16 protein-coding genes and 1 pseudogene are annotated in these 19,175 nt (G+C 44.5%); 9 read left to right on the top strand and 8 right to left on the bottom strand.

Translation table 11 applies throughout. The annotated features are described in order from the left end of the window. The first annotated feature begins 86 nt into the window (after window positions 1–86). From BN161_RS17455 to BN161_RS17445, 3 genes are all read left to right on the top strand, one after another. Window positions 87–476: an L-rhamnose mutarotase gene (locus tag BN161_RS17455; protein ID WP_044268740.1), complete on the top strand. Its 390-nt coding sequence runs from the start codon at window positions 87–89 to the stop codon at window positions 474–476. Between the two features lie 21 nt (window positions 477–497). Continuing rightward, window positions 498–1,823 carry an L-fucose:H+ symporter permease gene (gene fucP / locus BN161_RS17450; protein ID WP_044268737.1) on the top strand — a complete coding sequence of 442 codons (1,326 nt, stop codon included), beginning with the start codon at window positions 498–500 and terminating at the stop codon, window positions 1,821–1,823. A gap of 190 nt (window positions 1,824–2,013) precedes the next feature. After that, window positions 2,014–5,130: an ATP-binding protein gene (locus BN161_RS17445; RefSeq protein WP_044268732.1), complete on the top strand. Its 3,117-nt coding sequence runs from the start codon at window positions 2,014–2,016 to the stop codon at window positions 5,128–5,130. 209 nt (window positions 5,131–5,339) lie between these two features. Here BN161_RS17445 and BN161_RS17440 read toward each other — a convergent pair whose 3' ends face one another. Next, complete coding sequence (locus BN161_RS17440; RefSeq protein ID WP_044268723.1) at window positions 5,340–6,233, bottom strand: helix-turn-helix domain-containing protein; 894 nt, start codon at window positions 6,231–6,233, stop codon at window positions 5,340–5,342. 181 nt (window positions 6,234–6,414) lie between these two features. On the opposite strand from BN161_RS17440, the gene BN161_RS17435 reads away from it, so the two are divergent. From BN161_RS17435 to BN161_RS17410, 6 genes are all read left to right on the top strand, one after another. After that, window positions 6,415–7,671: a TolC family protein gene (locus BN161_RS17435; protein WP_044268720.1), complete on the top strand. Its 1,257-nt coding sequence runs from the start codon at window positions 6,415–6,417 to the stop codon at window positions 7,669–7,671. Window positions 7,672–7,693: 22 nt separating this feature from the next. Then, entirely contained in the window at window positions 7,694–8,596 is a 903-nt protein-coding gene (locus BN161_RS17430; protein WP_044268718.1) for an HlyD family secretion protein, read from the top strand. A gap of 24 nt (window positions 8,597–8,620) precedes the next feature. Beyond that, entirely contained in the window at window positions 8,621–10,075 is a 1,455-nt protein-coding gene (locus BN161_RS17425) for an ATP-binding cassette domain-containing protein (RefSeq protein ID WP_044268716.1), read from the top strand. A gap of 156 nt (window positions 10,076–10,231) precedes the next feature. Beyond that, window positions 10,232–11,335, top strand: coding sequence for an ABC transporter permease (locus tag BN161_RS17420; RefSeq protein WP_044268714.1), 1,104 nt, complete (start codon window positions 10,232–10,234; stop codon window positions 11,333–11,335). A gap of 12 nt (window positions 11,336–11,347) precedes the next feature. Further along, window positions 11,348–12,466, top strand: coding sequence for an ABC transporter permease (locus BN161_RS17415; protein WP_044268710.1), 1,119 nt, complete (start codon window positions 11,348–11,350; stop codon window positions 12,464–12,466). A 68-nt stretch (window positions 12,467–12,534) separates the two neighbouring features. Then, a complete protein-coding gene (locus BN161_RS17410; protein WP_044268766.1) occupies window positions 12,535–13,677 on the top strand; it encodes an acyltransferase family protein in 1,143 nt (380 codons plus the stop codon). Window positions 13,678–13,768: 91 nt separating this feature from the next. Here BN161_RS17410 and BN161_RS17405 read toward each other — a convergent pair whose 3' ends face one another. The 7 genes and pseudogenes from BN161_RS17405 to BN161_RS17375 all read right to left on the bottom strand — a co-directional run bounded on the left by BN161_RS17405 (window position 13,769) and on the right by BN161_RS17375 (window position 19,174). Next, window positions 13,769–14,197, bottom strand: a complete 429-nt coding sequence (locus BN161_RS17405) for an Hsp20/alpha crystallin family protein (RefSeq protein ID WP_007214301.1) — start codon at window positions 14,195–14,197, stop codon at window positions 13,769–13,771. 277 nt (window positions 14,198–14,474) lie between these two features. Then, window positions 14,475–16,037: a glycoside hydrolase family 43 protein gene (locus tag BN161_RS17400; protein WP_044268704.1), complete on the bottom strand. Its 1,563-nt coding sequence runs from the start codon at window positions 16,035–16,037 to the stop codon at window positions 14,475–14,477. A gap of 137 nt (window positions 16,038–16,174) precedes the next feature. Continuing rightward, complete coding sequence (locus tag BN161_RS17395; RefSeq protein ID WP_044268764.1) at window positions 16,175–16,642, bottom strand: alanyl-tRNA editing protein; 468 nt, start codon at window positions 16,640–16,642, stop codon at window positions 16,175–16,177. A gap of 57 nt (window positions 16,643–16,699) precedes the next feature. After that, window positions 16,700–17,081: pseudogene (locus BN161_RS17390) on the bottom strand (GxxExxY protein). 399 nt (window positions 17,082–17,480) lie between these two features. Then, complete coding sequence (locus BN161_RS17385; RefSeq protein ID WP_044268701.1) at window positions 17,481–18,179, bottom strand: DUF4304 domain-containing protein; 699 nt, start codon at window positions 18,177–18,179, stop codon at window positions 17,481–17,483. Between the two features lie 262 nt (window positions 18,180–18,441). After that, a complete protein-coding gene (locus tag BN161_RS17380) occupies window positions 18,442–18,912 on the bottom strand; it encodes a macro domain-containing protein (RefSeq protein WP_044268698.1) in 471 nt (156 codons plus the stop codon). A 4-nt stretch (window positions 18,913–18,916) separates the two neighbouring features. Then, entirely contained in the window at window positions 18,917–19,174 is a 258-nt protein-coding gene (locus BN161_RS17375) for a hypothetical protein (RefSeq protein ID WP_044268695.1), read from the bottom strand. Window position 19,175: the final 1 nt, after the last annotated feature.

Genomic DNA, 19,175 nt, shown 5'->3' with positions numbered 1-19,175 from the left:
TAAACACTGCTTTGCGTAGATAATTACCGTATCACTTTTTAATCTGCTAAAATCTGTGTTTATTTGCGTTTCAATATTGATTTACCATGGACACATCAATCAAACGTTATCCTGCCAAAGAGCATCAACAACCTGTGGAGCGCATCTGCCGGACACTGGAACTCCGTGACGATCCGCAGTTGATAGCCGAATACCGCCGCCGGCATAGCCAAGGGACTATCTGGCCCGAAATACCTGCCGGTATCCGTGAAGCCGGTATTCTGGAAATGGAAATATATCTTTTGGATACCCGCCTGTTTATGATAGTCGAAGTGCCTGTGGGCTTTGATTGGGATGCAGCTATGGAGCGCCTCGCTTCCTTGCCCCGGCAACAGGAATGGGAAGACTATATGGCCATCTTCCAGCTTGTGAAACCCGGTTCCACTGCCGCCGAGAAATGGCAACCGATGGAACGAATTTTCCACTTATATGACTAATTGACAAAAGACAGAAATACCATGAACAACACCAAGAAAACCAGTATTATCAGTAAAGACGGAGTAAGTTACCTCATTCCGTTCATTCTTATCACCAGTTGCTTTGCCTTGTGGGGCTTTGCCAACGATATTACGAATCCGATGGTGAAAGCCTTTTCCAAGATCTTCCGTATGAGTGTTACCGACGGGGCACTGGTGCAGGTGGCTTTCTATGGCGGATATTTTGCCATGGCGTTTCCGGCAGCTATGTTCATCCGCAAGTATTCCTATAAAGCGGGTGTATTGCTGGGGTTGGGACTGTATGCCATCGGTGCATTCCTGTTCTATCCTGCCATGCTGACAGGTAATTACTATCCCTTCCTTATTGCCTACTTTATCCTGACATGCGGACTCTCGTTCCTGGAGACCAGTTGTAATCCCTATATCCTTTCTATGGGCGATGAAGCTACCTCCACCCGCCGGTTGAATCTGGCGCAGTCTTTCAATCCGATGGGCTCGTTGCTTGGCATGTACGTGGCGATGAACTTTATCCAGAATCGCCTGAACCCGATGGATACGGTGGAGCGCAGCCGGCTTTCGGATGCGGAGTTTTCCGCTGTGCGCGATTCGGATCTGGCGGTGCTGATTGCGCCTTATCTGATTATCGGGCTTGTGATCCTGGCGATGCTGATAGTGATCCGTATGGTGAAGATGCCGAAGAATGGTGACCAGTCTCATGGCATCAACTTTCTGCCTACATTGAAGCGGATATTCACGATACGCCATTACCGTGAAGGAGTCATAGCCCAATTCTTCTATGTGGGAGCGCAAATCATGTGTTGGACATTTGTTATCCAATACGGCACACGCCTGTTTATGTCGCAGGGTATGGAAGAAAAGGCGGCGGAAGTGCTTTCGCAGGAGTACAATATCATCGCCATGATTATCTTCTGTGCCAGTCGCTTTATCTGTACGTTTATTCTGCGATACCTCAGTCCGGGATTGCTGTTGAAGGTATTGGCTATTGCGGCTGCTTTCTTCACGATAGGAGTAATCAGTTTCCAGAGTATCCTGGGGATGTATTGCCTGGTAGGAGTATCAGCCTGTATGTCTCTGATGTTCCCCACTATTTACGGTATAGCGCTTCAGGGGTTGGGCGATGATGCCAAGTTCGGTGCTGCAGGATTGATTATGGCTATTCTGGGCGGTTCGGTATTACCTCCGCTCCAGGCAAGTATCATCGATTGCCATACGTTGCTGGGCATGCCTGCGGTGAATCTCTCATTCATCCTTCCGTTCATTTGCTTTGTGGTGATTGTCATCTATGGGCATCGGTCGTATTGCAGGGAAAAGATACGGAAGCAATAGAAAACACACCTGAATTCAGAAATTAATTCCGATATATGAACGCTTCGTTGCATCATCCAGGCAACGGAGCGTGTTTTTTAGGCACTTTCTGTATCATAATATAGTTGTATATTTTTTCTTTTTTGATTACTTTTGCTGCGCAAAATAAAACAAGTATGTTATTTCGCATAATATAAAACACCATATATTGATGAAGAAACAATTCATAATCTTTCTCTTATCTTTCTTTTCTGTGAATTTTGCCGTAGCGCAAGAAGACGCTATAGGCAGTAAAAACTACGTCCTGTGCATCAATTCGTATACGGACTCTTCGCCCTGGAGCAGCCGGATGATTTCCCGAATAACGGAATACTTGCAGCAAGACCCCGGCATTACTCTTTATGCAGAGCACATGAATATGCTGTTGGTTGAGAACGACACCATTCTGAATGAGTTCAAGGATAGCATCTTCAGCAAGTATGCGAAACATGCCCCCCGCATGCTGGTGTTGCTGGGAAATTCAGCGCTGATCCTGAGGGATGAATACAGGAAAGTCTGGGGGGATATTCCTATTGTGCTTTGCGCGCAGGAGAATTATGTGGGGCCGCGGGATGTCTATATCCACAAGTCGCTTATCAAGCCTTCCGACCGGACTCCTCTCTCTGATTTGGCCGACCCCTATAACTTAGTCCTGCTATATGCCGATCCCTGCCTGAAGGAGAGTGTCCGTCTGATATCCCAGATGCTTCCGGCTATGGAGAAATTCATCTATATAGGTGACGGGCGGCAAGTCAGTCTAGAAAATAATGCGATTATAGCGGAAGAACTGAAGACGAATTATCCGGCTATCGAATATCAGTTCCTGTCTTCTGAAAATATAACCACGAACCAACTGCTGGATTCGCTCTATTATGTGAACCCTCAAACGACAGGCGTATTGTTTGGCTCGTGGTTCTACAAATATAATCTTGCCGGTAACACTCTGTTGTCCGCCAACTCTCACAAAATAATCACCACAGTTTCTGCCCCCGTGTTTTCCCTCAACTTTGTAGACCTGACGGACGGGAAAGGAGGCGTAACGGGCGGATATACCTATGATGAGAAGCTTTTTCAGGATAAACTGATTCAAACCATCTCGGATATACTGAAAGGCAAGCAGGCACGTGACATCCCCGACTATATACCTACAGGTGGAAAGCCTGTCATGAATTATGATCTACTGATGCGTAAAGGGCTTTCACCATCCGTATGCCCTGCGGATACTCTTTTCCTGAACAAGCCTCCCACATTCTGGGAGCAATACCGCTACTTCATTCTGGGCACCTTCGTCGCCATCTTGTTGCTGACCCTGTTTTTCCTCTACCGCATTCGCAACCTGAATGAACTGAAGAAGGCACAGAGGAAAGAAATAGAGTTGATGACTACCTACAAGACATTGGTAAACAACATGCCTCTGCTCTACATGCAGAAAGAGTTGATAACTGATGAGAATGGTAATCCCGTCGACCTGATTTACCGGAATGTAAATTCGGAATACGAAAGGCAATTCTTCCGCAAAGAGGAAGTGGTAGGCAAAAAGGAAAGCGAGGTCTTCCCGGAGACTATGCCCGAGTTCCTGCATTTTACCAATATGGCGTTGACGGAGAATAAAGCCATTACCTTTCCTTATTATTTCAAAGCTACCAATACCTTTTATGATGTAGTGCTCAAAGGTATCAATCAGGGCAATATGATTGACATTTTCTGTATGGACAGCACAGAATTGCATAAAGCGCAGCAGAAACTCAGCGCTACGAACCATAAGCTTGCCATGGCGCTGGACGTGGCCAATATCGTTCCCTGGAAATGGGACTTACTGAGTAAAACCATTCTGTGCGATGTCAACAGGCCGATCGAATTGAGCGTTCAGGGCCAGGAAGTGGAAGAAGAACAACTGGCCGTACCCGATTCCCAATACTTCTCCAAGATATTCAAGGAAGACCGCGAACGTGTGGAACAGGCATATCGGGATTTGATAGAAGGACGCATTGAGAAGGTAAAAGAAGAGTATCGTGTAGTCAACGTACAAAAGAACAATCTGCGCAAGATAGATTGGGTGGAAGCGCAGGCAGCCGTAGAAACGCGTGATGAGAATGGAAAGCCGTTGACTCTGGTCGGTTCGTCCCTCGTCATCACCAACCGTAAAAAGATGGAGCAGGAACTCACCACGGCAAAAGACCGTGCCGAAGAATCCAACCGTTTGAAATCTGCTTTTCTTGCTAATATGAGCCATGAAATCCGTACACCGCTGAATGCTATTGTCGGTTTCTCGGGCATATTGGCATCTACCGAGGAGGAGCAGGAGAAGCAGGAATACATCAGCATCATTGAGAACAACAATACGCTGTTGCTGCAACTGGTTAGCGATATACTCGATTTGTCGAAGATTGAATCGGGGACATTAGAGTTGCACTATTCCAATGTGGAGCTGAATGTGCTGATGAAAGAACTGGAACGTGGCTTACTGCTAAAAATGAAGTCCGACGCCGTGAAACTGGAACTTCAGGCTGCCGAACCTTGCATGGTATATACGGAGAAGAACCGGGTGTCCCAACTAGTTATTAACCTGGTGACCAATGCCATTAAGTTCACCAAGGAAGGAAGCATCCGCTTCGGCTATAAAGTGAGAGGGCAGGAACTGTATTTCTATGTAACCGATACCGGATGCGGCATCCCCAAAGACAAGCAGAAGAACATCTTCGATCGTTTCGTGAAGCTGAACACCTTCGCGCAGGGAACCGGATTGGGACTTCCCATTTGCAAGACGCTGCTGGACCACATGGGAGGTAAAATCGGGGTTGAGTCTGATGAAGGAAAAGGCTCTACGTTCTGGTTCACACTTCCCTACAGGACGGCGGTGAAGGAAGACAAAGTAAAGAAGCCGGAGGCAGTGCAGCCTATCGTGGTTCATCAGGACAAGCTGACGATTCTGATTGCAGAGGATAATGAAAGCAATTACAAACTGTTCGAATCTATCCTGAAGTATGACTACAATCTGCTGCATGCCTGGGATGGGAGGGAAGCCGTGGAGATGTTCAAGGAGCATAATCCGCAAATCATTCTGATGGATATCAACATGCCCGTTATGGACGGTTATGAAGCAACGCAGGAAATTCGCAAATTCTCGGCAAAGGTTCCTGTCATTGCCATTACAGCTTTTGCCTATGCTTCGGACGAGCAGAAAGTCATGGAAAGTGGTTTTGACGGATATATGCCCAAACCTATCAACGCCAAACAACTGAAAGCGCAACTGACGGATATCATGCAGAAGCGCATTATCTTGCTATAAGAATAGTTATAATCCTTTTTATATAAATTGGGGAAGGGCGACGAGAGTGTGTCAAAACTGAATAAAAGAACGCAAATTACACGAATTACGCAAATAACAAATCAGATAAGCTCTGATTATCTGAAGTATAAAAAACATTATTCGTGTAATTCGTGTAATTTGTGTTCTAAATCTTTATTTTGACACATCCTCGTCTTTGTTTGGGCTGTTTACGTATTCTTCTGATACTCCGCCGGAGTCATTCCCGTTGTTCGTTTGAAGAACTTTGAGAAGAATGACGGGTTGGGAAAGTTCAGTTCATCCGATATCTGGAATACCAGCATATCACTATGTTTCAATAATACTTTTGCTTCAAGGATAACCGCCTGGTTGATCCATTGCATCACTGTCTGCCCACTGGCTTCACGGATTACTGTGCTTAGGTAGTGCGGTGTCAGGCAAAGTTTGCCAGCATAAAAACCGATGTTGTGCTCGTGCTTGCCATATTCGTTTACTAATGCTATGAACCGATTAAAGATCTCCTCCTGCCGTGAGAGGCGGGAAGAGGTGGAAGTCTGTTTCTGGTCGCGCATATACCTTATATCATATAATATGGCAGTGACCAAATGTTGCACTACTTCAGTGTGAAATAGCGTGCAGTGCATGTTGTCCCACAGCAATGAGAAGTATGTATCGGTGCGTTTCCATTCCTCTGCACTCAGAGACAGAACTATTTCCTGCCTGCCATATAAATCTGTCAAACTATTGCCTTGAGCGACGGGAAGAAAATCATTTTCGGGGACAATTACCTGGAAATTATAATCCGGTGTTAATTCTATCACTTCTATCAGTGAATTGGGGGGGATGACGACAATCATTTGCTTTTTTATATCATACTCCACCAGATTTATGGAAATCCTGCCTTCACCCTGCGTGATGCGAATGAGGCGGCTTTCTTTGGCACGATAGGGTTGCCCTGTGCGGAACAGTGTGCTTTGCATCTGAGCAAAATTGATAACCATGGCGATTCCTTTCTGTATGGAACGGAACTCAGCATGGGCGATGAGATTTGCATTATCTTTCAAGTCTTGAAATCCGAGATTCAGGGGTCTGTTCTTTTTCATTTTACTTTCGTCTCTGTTAGGGGATGTATACCTGTGGCAAAGGTAAGAAAACAGTGCTATTTTATAAACATTCTTGCTGTTTATCGCACAAATGGAACATATCATTCGATTAATAGAAAGTATTTGTGTAGCTTTATGGTCTATCTTTGCATCGTGTAACTCGTAACTAATAAACAATGATATGAAACGAATGATTTTCTTCTTCACCCTCCTGTTTGCCGTTGTGCAGATGCATGCCCAACTCACGCTGGAGGGATGCCAACACTCGGCACAGACCAATTATCCGCTGGTGCGGCAATACGGTCTGATAGAGAAAGCGCGGGAGTATAACTTGGAGAATGCCGGAAAAGGCTATCTGCCACAATTCACCCTTTCAGGAAAAGCAACCTATCAAAGTGATGTTACAAAGCTGTCGGTGGACGTTCCGGGAATCGATATAAAGAGTATGCCCAAAGATCAGTATCAGGTGATGTTGGAAGTGTCGCAGAACATCTGGGACGGTGGAGACATCCGTTCCAAAAAGCAACTGACCCGGGCCGCTTCGGAGATAGACCGCGAGAAGCAGGAAGTGGATATGTATGCGCTGAATGATCGTGTGAATCAGCTATACTTCGGCATCCTGTTGCTGGACGAACAGTTAAGGCAGAATCAGCTTTTGCTGGAAGACTTGGGACGCACTCATCAGCAGGTGTCCAACTATATGGCAAACGGCATTGCCAATCAGAGCGATCTGGATGCCGTAAGCGTGGAGATATTGAACACGAAGCAGAAACGCATTGAACTGGAATCTTCGCGACAGGCCTATCTGAGTATGCTCTCTATCTTTATAGGAAAGGAAATAGCTTCTGGAACCACATTGGAGAAGCCTGCCGATGCTTTTGAATCCACTTCATTGGTAAACAACCGTCCGGAACTTCGCTGGTTCGATGCCCAGGGCGGGCAATTGAACGTACAGGAATCTTCATTAAAGACGCGCTTCCGTCCCCGCTTCGGGCTGTTCGTGCAGGGAGCTTACGGAAATCCGGGATTGAATATGTTGAAAGATGATTTCTCCGCATACTATGTAGCGGGCGTCCGTATGTCGTGGAACTTCGGTAGCCTCTACACGTTGCGCAATGATCGCAGGCTGATAGATAACAACCGCCGTAAGCTGGAGACCAGCCGTGATGTGTTCCTGTTCAATACCAACTTGCAATCTACCCAACAAAGCTCGGCCATTCAGTCCATGCGCCGGCAGATGGTGGATGATGATGAGATTATCCGTTTACGTGTCAACATCCGCAAGGCTGCCGAAGCTAAAGTGGAGAACGGTACGCTGACCGTAACCGATATGCTTCGTGAAATCACTGCCGAGAACCTGGCACGTCAAACCAAGGCTTTGCATGAGGTGCAGTTACTGATGAACATCTGGAACCTGAAATATACATTGAATAATTAAAGGCATAAAAATATATATCATTATGAAATCAAGGAATTTACTGGGACTTTGTTCCCTATTGGCCCTCTTTTCCGCTTGTGGAAACGGTGCCCCGAAACAGGATGCAACAGGAACGTTTGAGACTACGGAAGTGCTTGTATCTGCCGAAGCGTCGGGCCGCCTGCTTTATTTCGATATAGAAGAAGGAATGTTGCTGAAGGCCGGTGAAGAAGTCGGTGTAGTGGATACCGTACAGCTCTACCTGAAGAAGCTGCAACTGGAGGCAAGCATTAAATCCGTCGAAGAACAGCGTCCTGATATCCTGAAACAGGTAGCAGCCACCAAAGAACAAATATCTGCCGCCGGGCGCGAACGGAACCGTGTAGCGAACTTACTAAAAGTAGGTGCGGCAAACCAGAAACAACTGGATGATGCGGAAGACCAGCTTGAAGTGCTCCGCAAGCAACTTGTTGCGCAGAACTCTAGCTTGTCCAACAGTCACCAAAGCCTGACGTGGCAAAGTTCATCCGTCGGTATTCAGGTGGCACAGGTGGAAGACCAGTTGAAGAAGTGTCACATCACCTCTCCGATAACCGGCACTGTACTGGCAAAGTACGCCGAAGCGGGAGAACTGACAGCTATAGGCACTCCGCTTTTCAAAGTGGCCGATACGGAACAGATGTACCTTCGTGCTTACATCACCTCCGAACAACTGTCGCAGGTAAAGCTGGGACAGGAAGTAACCGTCTTCTCCGATTACGGCACCGATGAGCACAAGCGGTATCCGGGCGTAGTAACCTGGATTTCGGATACCTCGGAATTTACCCCGAAGACTATCCTGACTAAGAATGAACGTGCCAACCTGGTGTATGCCGTGAAGATTGCCGTGCACAATGATGGGCTGTTAAAGATAGGTATGTATGGGGGAGTGGAGTTTAGTGATTAACGGTTAGTGATTAGTGATTAATTTATGGAACATGCGGTTGTTGTAGATAACGTTACCAAGAAGTATGGGGCGGTGGAGGTGTTGAAGGGTGTTTCCTTGACGGTTCCTTCCGGAGAGTTGTTCGGTATTATCGGGCCTGACGGGGCGGGGAAGACTTCTCTTTTCCGTATCCTCACCACCTTGCTGCTTCCCGATAGTGGAAATGCTTCGGTGTGCGGTCTGGATATAGCGAAGGATTATAAAGAAATCCGTCGTCGCGTAGGCTATATGCCGGGACGCTTCTCCCTCTATCAGGACTTGACAGTAGAAGAAAACCTGAACTTCTTTGCTACTGTTTTCCATACCACCATTGAGGAGAATTATGAATTGGTGAAGGATATCTACCAGCAGATAGAGCCTTTCCGCAAACGCCGTGCCGGAGCTTTGTCCGGAGGTATGAAGCAGAAACTGGCGTTGAGTTGTGCGCTTATCCATAAACCGGATGTGCTTTTCCTCGACGAGCCGACAACAGGGGTAGATCCTGTTTCCCGCAAGGAGTTTTGGGGGATGCTTCGCCGGTTGAAGGAACAGGGCATCACCATTATAGCCTCTACGCCTATTATTGATGAGGCACGCCAATGTGACCGCATTGCCTTTATCAATGAGGGACAGATACATGGAATAGATACTCCGGAACGTATTCTGAACCAGTTCGCAAGCATTCTCTGTCCGCCAGGGCTGGAACACGGCAAGGTGGAACAGAAAGATGAGTATGTCATCGAAGTGGATAAGCTCACCAAACGTTTCGGCAATTTCACGGCAGTGGATCATATCTCTTTCAAAGTCCATCGTGGCGAGATATTCGGCTTCCTGGGCGCCAACGGTGCTGGAAAGACTACTGCCATGCGTATGCTTACCGGATTGAGCCATCCCACAGGGGGCACGGCCCGCGTAGCCGGTTTTGATGTGGCCACCCGGACAGAGGATGTGAAAAAGAATATCGGCTATATGAGCCAGAAGTTTTCTCTTTACGAAGACCTGAAAGTGTGGGAGAATATCCGGCTGTTTGCCGGGATTTACGGTAGGACGGAAGATGAAATAGCCCGCAAGACCGATGAACTTCTGGAACGCATCGGGCTGAGTGCCGAACGTGATACGCTGGTAAAAAGTCTGCCGCTGGGCTGGAAACAGAAACTTGCTTTCTCCGTTTCCATCTTTCACGAACCGAAGATCGTCTTTCTGGATGAGCCGACGGGTGGGGTAGATCCTGCTACCCGTCGCCAGTTCTGGGAGCTTATTTATCAGGCTGCCGACCGGGGGATCACTGTCTTTGTCACCACTCACTTCATGGATGAGGCTGAATATTGCGACCGTATCTCTATCATGGTGGATGGCGTGATCCGTGCTCTCGATACACCCGATGAATTGAAACGGCAATTTAAAGTTGCTACGATGGATGATGTTTTCCAGCAGTTGGCACGGGAGGCGGTGCGGACTTAGCTACAAGTTACGAGCTACAAGCTACAAGTACCTTTCGGAATATAGCGTAGCCACTTGTAGCTTGTAGCTCGTAACTTGTAGCTTATAACTTGTAACTTTCAAAACATAGCGCAGCCACTTGTAGCTCGTAGCTTGTAACTCGTAACTTAATTAACAATGAAACAATTTATAGCTTTTGTCCGAAAGGAATGCTTCCATATCTTCCGCGACAGGCGAACCATGCTGATATTGCTGGGTATGCCTGTGGTGCAGATTATCCTTTTCGGCTTTGCCATAACCACGGAAGTGAAGAATGTCCGTGTCGCCGTTCTCGACCCGTCGAACGATGTTGTCACCCGGCGCATTATCGACCGTCTGGATGCGAGTGAATATTTCTCCGTCACCACGAATCTGAATACTCCGGACGAGGTTGAGAAGTCTTTCAGACGGGGAGACATTGACCTGGCAGTCATCTTCAGCGAGCAATTTGCGAATCACGTTTATACCGGAGATGCTTGTGTACAATTGGTGGCCGATGCTACTGACCCCAATACGGCAACCACACAGACCGGTTATGCCGCCAACATCATATCCTCTGCCGGACGCGAAATGCTTCCGGCGGGAATGCAGGTTTCCACTATTGTTCCCGAAGTGAAGCTGCTTTATAATCCGCAGATGAAGAGCGCCTACAACTTTGTGCCGGGTGTGATGGGACTGATCTTGATGTTGATTTGTGCCATGATGACTTCCATATCCATTGTTCGGGAGAAGGAGACGGGAACGATGGAGATACTGTTGGTTTCTCCGGTGAAGCCGCTATTCATTATTCTTGCTAAGGCAGTTCCTTACTTTGTGCTTTCGTTTGTCAACCTGACAACGATTTTGCTGTTGTCCGTTCATGTACTCGATGTTCCCGTGGCGGGTAGCTTGTTTTGGCTGATTGTGGTATCGCTGCTCTTTATCTTTGTTTCCCTAGCTCTGGGCTTGCTGATTTCCTCGGTGACGCGGACGCAGGTTGCTGCCATGCTTGCATCGGGATTGATACTGATGATGCCTACCATGCTGCTCTCCGGTATGATATTCCCCATAGAGAGCATGCCCTTGCTGCTTCAAGGCATTTCGGCCGTACTTCCTGCCCGCTGGTACATTCAGGCTGTGCGGAAGCTGATGATCGAAGGAGTGGACATCTCACTGGTATTGACGGAAGTCAGTATTCTTGCTGTAATGGCGGTTGCGCTGATTACGATTAGTTTCAAGAAGTTTAAGAACCGATTAGAATAGGAGAGTGGTGGTATGATAAAGTTTCTGATAGAAAAAGAATTCAAGCAGTTGCTCCGTAACTCGTTCTTGCCGAAGATGATTCTTATTTTTCCCTGTATGATTATGATACTGATGCCCTGGGCGGCAAATCTGGAGATAAAGAACATTAACCTGAACATTGTGGATAATGACCACAGCGTCCTTTCGCGCCGCCTTGTGGATAAGATCGGTGCATCCACCTATTTCCGTACAACGGCCCTTCCTGATACTTACAATGAAGGATTGCACTCCATCGAAATCGGTTCGGCGGATATTATCCTGGAGATTCCCCGCGATTTTGAGAAAAACTGGGTGACGGGCAAAAGTCCCCGCCTGCTGGTTGCCGTCAATGCGGTGAACGGTACAAAGGGAGGATTGGGCGGATCGTACCTGTCTTCCATCATTAATGACTATACCCGTGAGTTGCAATCGGAATCACCGGCAAAGGCAATGTCTGCCGGGATGGGATTACCCCGGATTGGCATTTCAACGCAGAATCTGTATAACCCGAACCTGAACTATAAGCTCTTTATGGTTCCGGCATTGATGGTGATGTTGCTGACAATGATTTGCGGCTTTCTTCCGGCGCTCAATGTGGTAGGCGAGAAAGAGGTGGGCACTATCGAGCAGATCAATGTAACGCCTGTCTCCAAACTGACGTTTATTCTTGCCAAGCTGATACCTTATTGGCTGATAGGTTTCATTGTGCTTACGATATGTTTCTTTCTGGCATGGCTGCTTTATGGCATTCTGCCTGTGGGGCATTTCGTGACGATATATCTTTTTGCAGTGGTCTTCCTGTTTGTTGTCTCCGGATTCGGTCTGGTGATTTCCAATCATTCCGCTACGTTGCAGCAGGCCATGTTCGTCATGTGGTTCTTTATGCTGATACTGATGTTGATGAGCGGCTTGTTCACTCCTGTACACAGCATGCCGGAGTGGGCACAACTGATTGCCGCGCTCAATCCGCTGAAATACTTTGTAGAGGTGATGCGTACCATTTACCTGCGGGGTGGTGGCATTGTAGAGCTACTTCCACAGCTGGGAGCGTTGATAGCTTTTGCAGTGTTCTTTAATTTGTGGGCGGTGAGGAGTTATAGAAAGAATAATTGATGTACCTTTCAGTAATTCCACATTTTATCCTACTTTTGCATCTGAAATTAATTATATCTGATATCCTAATGAACACGCAGACAACTTATCTTGCCTCTAAGCCACATTATGAAATCCTGGATGGATTGCGTGGAGTGGCAGCTGTTATGGTCGTAATATTCCATCTTTTCGAAGCACATGCAGGTGGTAGCCATCTCACGCAAATCATCAATCACGGTTATCTTGCCGTCGACTTTTTCTTTATGCTTTCGGGCTTTGTAATCGGTTATGCCTATGATGACCGCTGGAATCGGATGAGTATCGCTACTTTCTTCAAACGCCGTGTCATCCGCCTGCATCCTATGGTAATTATGGGTAGCATTATCGGCGCCCTTTTCTTTTTCTTCCAGAAATCCCCTTGTTTTCCCAATATGGATAACGTATCGGTCGGAACAGTTCTGATAATCATGCTCTATGGCTGTACGTTGCTTCCCCTTCCTTTGAAGTGGGACATTCGCGGGTGGACGGAAATGCACCCGTTGAACGGGCCGGCATGGTCGCTCTATTATGAATATATCGGCAATATCCTGTACGCACTGTTTGTCCGTAAATTCAACAAGGTCGCTTTATCCATTCTTGTTTTTCTGGCAGCTTGTGCAACTTTACATCTCTGTCTTACTGCCCCGAAAGGTGATATTGTAGGCGGGTGGGCTTTGAATTGGGAGCAACAATATGTAGGCTTTGTCCGTTTACTCTATCCGTTCTTTGCAGGCTTGTTACTTTCACGCTTGGGTTGGCTCATACGGGTGAAGAAACGTGCATTCTGGTGGTGTAGCCTGATGATTGTGATTGTTCTTTCCGTTCCCCGAATCGGTGGTGAAGATGGTTTCTGGATGAACGGACTCTACGAGGCACTTTGCATTATCTTCATCTTCCCGGTCATTGTCTCGATGGGAGCCGGTGGTAAAGTGACGGGAAAACGCTCTGTGGGTATCTGTAAGTTCCTGGGCGATATTTCATATCCCGTTTATATCACTCATTATCCACTGATATATACATACACAGCCTGGGCATGCAACCATAATGCAACCATTACCGAAGGTCTTCCTTATATGATACTGACCTTTGTCGGAGCTTTCGTCCTTGCTTATGTCTGCCTGAAGCTCTATGACGAACCGGTACGCAAATGGCTGACCAATCGTTTTCTGAAAGGAGCGCGTAAGGCGAAATAAATACATCCGGAGATATAAAAAGAAACGGGCAACCTCTCTTGCGAGAAGCTGCCCGTTCTGGTTAATACATCTGTTGGGTTCACCGGAAACCTTATTTCACTTCAATGGATTTCTTATTCTTCTGTTTTTCTTCGGCTGAGAACTTCGGCAGATTAATGTTCAGCACGCCATTTTCTACTTGTGCTGCAATCTTTTCCTTGTCCACATTGTCCGGCAATATCATGGTCTGTTGGAACTTAGAGTATGAGAATTCGCGACGCAGATAGCGACCGTCTTTCTTTTCCTCCTTGTTTTCAGTCTTCTTTTCCATGCTGATAACCAAATTGTTGTCTTCGTCGATATGAACGTTGAAGTCATCTTTGGTCATTCCCGGAGCAGCCAATTCTACTTTGTACTCCTTTTCCGTTTCCAGCACGTTGATAGCCGGAGCGGTTGCATTGGCTTTTTCCATCCATTCGTTATCAAAGAAATCATTGAAGATACTTGGTAACCAATTTTGAGTTCTTCTAACAGGCATCATAATTTTAGTCTCCTATCCTTTAAGTTAAACATTCGGTTAGTTCTGAACTTCCGGTCCTGAGCTGCTTTCGGAAGTCATTTTTCAATCACTTCCCATGCGGTTCCTGAACCGTCGTTCACAAACATAATTGCAAAACGTGTGCCAATTGATTTTAGTTTCGCTGATTAACAAAATGTCACTAAAATTCTGACAAAATTACTTGTTTTATGCCGTTTTGTATGTTTGTTATATAAAATTGCTTTCGAATACTATGAATGTGAAATGTTTCGCCTCCGGCTTATTCGTTTCCCTGATAGTCGAAATAATCAAAGTCAGCCTGTGCCTTTGAGGAGGCGGATACGGCATACAAGCCCAATATGATACCGGTAAATCCGCCGGCAGTTTCGGTACTGAGGTAGCGCGTGTTCATTTTGGCTATTTCCTGGAATTTATTTCCGGCGGTGGAATAGCTGAATGAGTAGAACTCATTATTCCCCTTGACCTGCAGTTGCACTTTTCCTTGAGGGATATTGATTTCCTTTTCTATATGTTTCAGCTCTCCCAACTGATATCTCAGGATGATAGACTGCTGTTCCTTAGCATCCTGCCTTACAAAAAGGTCATAGTGCGAATGATTTTCCATGAATACCGTTATTCCGGCTTCGTCCTGCGGTTGTCCTTTCTGTAGTTCAACGGATGTTCCGGCTGTGAAACTGATATGTTGCTGTCTGCGGCCGATGAAAGTGGGAGAGTCCATACTGTTCAGATTGACGGAAGTTGCTTTCAATCGGAGTGTCTTACCGTTCAGGATGTAGTTCTCTTGTTTGGGATTGCGCAGATAGATCCATTCCGGTCCCAGTTTCTCGGTATTGAAGGTGGTGCGGGGAGCTTTCGATACAAAAGGTTGCTGTGGAAGAGTGGGGGCATCCATCTGTAAGGCTATGGTTCCATCTCCGTTTACCACAGGCCAGGCATTCTTATCCCATCGTACAGGTGCAATAAACGTTTCGCGCCCCAGCAGATGATGCGAGCCGGTTTGCGGACGGAATGCGAGACATACCATCCACCACGAACCATCGTGAGCTTCTATCAGATCGGCATGACCGGTTCCCTGTATCGGACTGTTCTGTGCGTTTTTGTTTATATGCGTCAGGATGGGGTTGGCGGGATTACCCTCATACAGGCCGTCAATATCCCGGCTACGGGCAATGGTTACCTTGTGCCCATATTCAGTACCTCCTTCGGAAATCAGCAGATAGTACCAACCATCTTTCTTATAAATATGTGGTCCTTCCGGATGGCGTCCGCCCGTACCGTTCCAGATACGTTTGGATTCACTTAACTGCTCTCCGGTCATCGGATTTATTTCGCACAGATAGATGCCTACATCCGGATTGCTGACCAAATAGCACTTCCCATTTTCAAAATAAAGGGATGGATCGATGCCTCCTTGCTTTATCCAAACAGGTTCTGACCATTCACCACGTGGATCAGTGGTGTGAACCAGAAAATTTCCCTTGTCCGAAACATTGGTAGTAATCATGTAAAACACTCCCTCATTGTAGCGGATGGTAGGGGCGTAGATTCCGCCCCATGTGCCGGCATTGGTTAACTTTACCTGTGATTCCCGCGTCAGGCAATTTCCAATCTGTTCCCAGTTGACCAGATCCTTACTATGAAACAGGGGTACTCCAGGGAAATAACAGAAACTGCTGTTGACCAGGTAATAGTCTTCGCCAACACGGCAAACACTCGGGTCAGGATGGAAGCCCGGAATGATTGGATTTTGATATCCTTGTTGAGCATGCGAGAGATTTGCCAGTCCCATCATAATAAAGATGGATAAGATGATTTTCTTCATATTAATATGATATTATTAGATTTAGCTGTACCTTCACAGGCAAAGATAAAATCTTTATAGGCAACAGGCAAATGGAAATTAGCACTTTACGTGCAAATGCAACATTAGCATACCCAATTGGAAACAGATGAGAATGTTTATTGCAGTTTGAAACGCATTCTCCATCGTTTGGCTTCTTCATTCCAGTCGTGGCTGATGACTTTGAAGGTTCCTACTTCAGAGGTGTTTTTTACGTGCGTTCCCAAACAAAGACATTCGTCATAATCGCCTACTTTCACTATGCGTACGGTTTCCGAAGCATCTTCCGGCAGTCGTTTCAAGTCAAAGCGTCCTTGTGCTTCTTCCTGCGTGATGAATTCTGTGGTAACATCCAATCCTTGCGCAATCACTGCATTTACAACTTCCTCCAGCTGTTTCACATCTTCTTCGGTAGGAGCAGTTTCCAAAGCATAGTCCAGCTTACTTTTCTTTCTCTCTATATGTGCGGATACTGACCGTCCACAACCGAAAAGATTCATCATGGTACGGTTGACTATATGCTCGCAGGTATGCATAGGTGGGTATTCCTGTTTGTTGTGGTCGTTGAGTTGAATTTGTTGTTCCATAATAGACATTCTTATTTTTTAGACATAAGAACAAAAGTACAATTTTTTTCTTATGAGTTATTTTTTATGTTTATATTCTCTGAATTTTCTTTTTATTTCGATACGTTCACCTCCAAAGTTTATTAATAAGCCATGATCTGTATTAGTGGCAGTTAAGTAATTTACTGGCTGGGTTTCATGTATTGGAATAAAATTTTGAACAGCTTTAAGTTCAATGATAATCTTTTTTTCTATAATTATATCTGCTCTGAATTCTCCTACAACTATATTCTTAATAATATATATTTATAGGCGCTTCTGTTTCTGCATCAATTCCTTTCTCTATTAACTCAATTACCAATGCTTTTTGGTAAACAGCTTCAAGAAAACCAGTGGCAAGGTGCATTCTTACATTATACGCACGCTGAATAATTGTTTTTATTAAGCTCTCTATTTCCATTTCTCAAATATTTTTGTTCTTATGTTCTTTTGTCTTATAAAAAGATAATATGTCTCATTGGTGTATATAAATGGGTATTCTTCTTGCGCTTTCTTCTGTAAATTCAATATACCAATTGTCTTTTTCTTTTTGAGGTTCGGAAACATATCCCTCATACCATGTCAGTAATTTATGGGTAGGTCTTTCTTTCCCAAGAATAAGTTGATTGCTTTTTGGGAAAGGATATAGGGTAATGAGGCGAACACCACTGCCAACCGTATAAACTCCTTGATATTTTTCTTTCTTATTTGTTTTTCGTAACCAGATATGTGTCAGACCTTCTACATGTTCAAGTGGAAAAGGAGCTATCCTACTTTTGAGATAGCTCCCTTCCGAACAAAATTTAAACAGGCTCTAAGATTACTTTTTTTGTTTCAAAAGTTGCTTGAACTTCTCAACAAATGGCATATAAGAATCTAAAGCTTTATTAGATGGAATTTGTATAACATCCTCACCATACATTGCTTGCATTACCCTGTATTCATCTATATTTATATCTTTAGAGCGTTTTTTTATAGACTCCTCTACTGTTTTCAATGCTTGTTCACTGTTCCCATGCAAATGGTACAATACAGGTAAAATATAATCTTTTGCTTCTCCGATATACGAATACTGCGAAGCTACAAGCCCGTGAATCACCTGGTCCATATTTGACAATTCTTCAAGATAGGGTAAACCATAGTTTATAATAGCTCTTGCCATGTTATTAACATCTTCATTAACATCTTTATCTATGGTGAATTTCCATTCTTTAAAATTGTTCTCAGGCATAAGATAACCGATGGGAAGTGAAATCATGGGGGTATACATTTCAAGACAACTATTAGTTCCTTCTCTAAGTTGTACCATTATCTCATCCACATTCTTGTAAATAACTCCTACAACAGGATTCAGATAGATTACATGTCTCTCACCATGAGTTGTCGTAGTAAAGCCAATATCTTGTATTACATTACCATCTTTAATGCGTATATAATTATTGAGCTTCTTTTTCTTGAACCCATATTGGGAAAAATGTTCTTCCAATAATAACTGTATTTTCTTTTTTTGTTCTTTCATTAAAAATAATGCTTAATTCTAGTGTCTTAATATTTTTATATGAAAAATTAAAATAATACAACCAATAATTTTGTCCCAAACAGACTCTTCATTTTATCTAATGTTCTATTCCAAATTATCTATAAAAGATTATATTTTTTATTCAATTACCAGAAAATAATTATACAATTTACTTTGTTGTTCACTATCATAGAACTCACTACGGATTTTTTATGATATAATACACTACTGCTTCGTTAAAAGCTTTGTATTACACGTTCTGTTATTGACAATCAGTGTTTTTCTCCTTATAATTCTCTACTACAACCAGTTCTATATCAGAGTATTTCAAAGCGATATCCTCAATTATAGCCTTAACGTCACACCAATCCAGTCCTCCTAACCCCGCACCTATTTTAGGCATAGCTATTGCTTTTACATTACCTTGAGAAGCCAACTCCATCATTGTACTAATTGATTTTCTTATGGCTTCCAAATCCGCTTTCGTTTTCCAATCCTTTTGAGTTCCTAAATTATAGATATGTTCATCTCCCGTTACATATTCAAAAACATCCCCAACTGTAAACGTCCCATCTATACATTTCTTTTTATATAGCCTGTACATTTTAGGATATTTCATTTTAAATTGCAACGCAATTCCTTTCCCCATAGCACCTGCACAATTACAACCATGTGCATAGCACTTAATTCCATTAATAGTGAAAATATTCCCTTCATTTACGTATCTTACCATATTGCTATTTATTTTTAATGAATTGTAGTGACCATGCTTTGTTAAATTCTTTTTCCGAAATATAATCAGATTCCTCAAGAGACAAATCATCCAACTCTTTATCACATAGTAGATGTTCTCCCTGAACAGGGCTTTCTATTGTTAAACAAACAGTTTCTCCCGATAACACTTCTATTTGTCTAACAACTAATTTATTATGAAAATGAAGATAAAACAATATATCTTCTTCTTTCCAATATTTTTTTATGAAACAATCATTCATA

It is taken from the genome of Bacteroides timonensis (assembly GCF_000513195.1).
GTDB classification, from domain to species: domain Bacteria; phylum Bacteroidota; class Bacteroidia; order Bacteroidales; family Bacteroidaceae; genus Bacteroides; species Bacteroides timonensis.
This window is presented reverse-complemented; position numbering and strand designations above follow the sequence as displayed.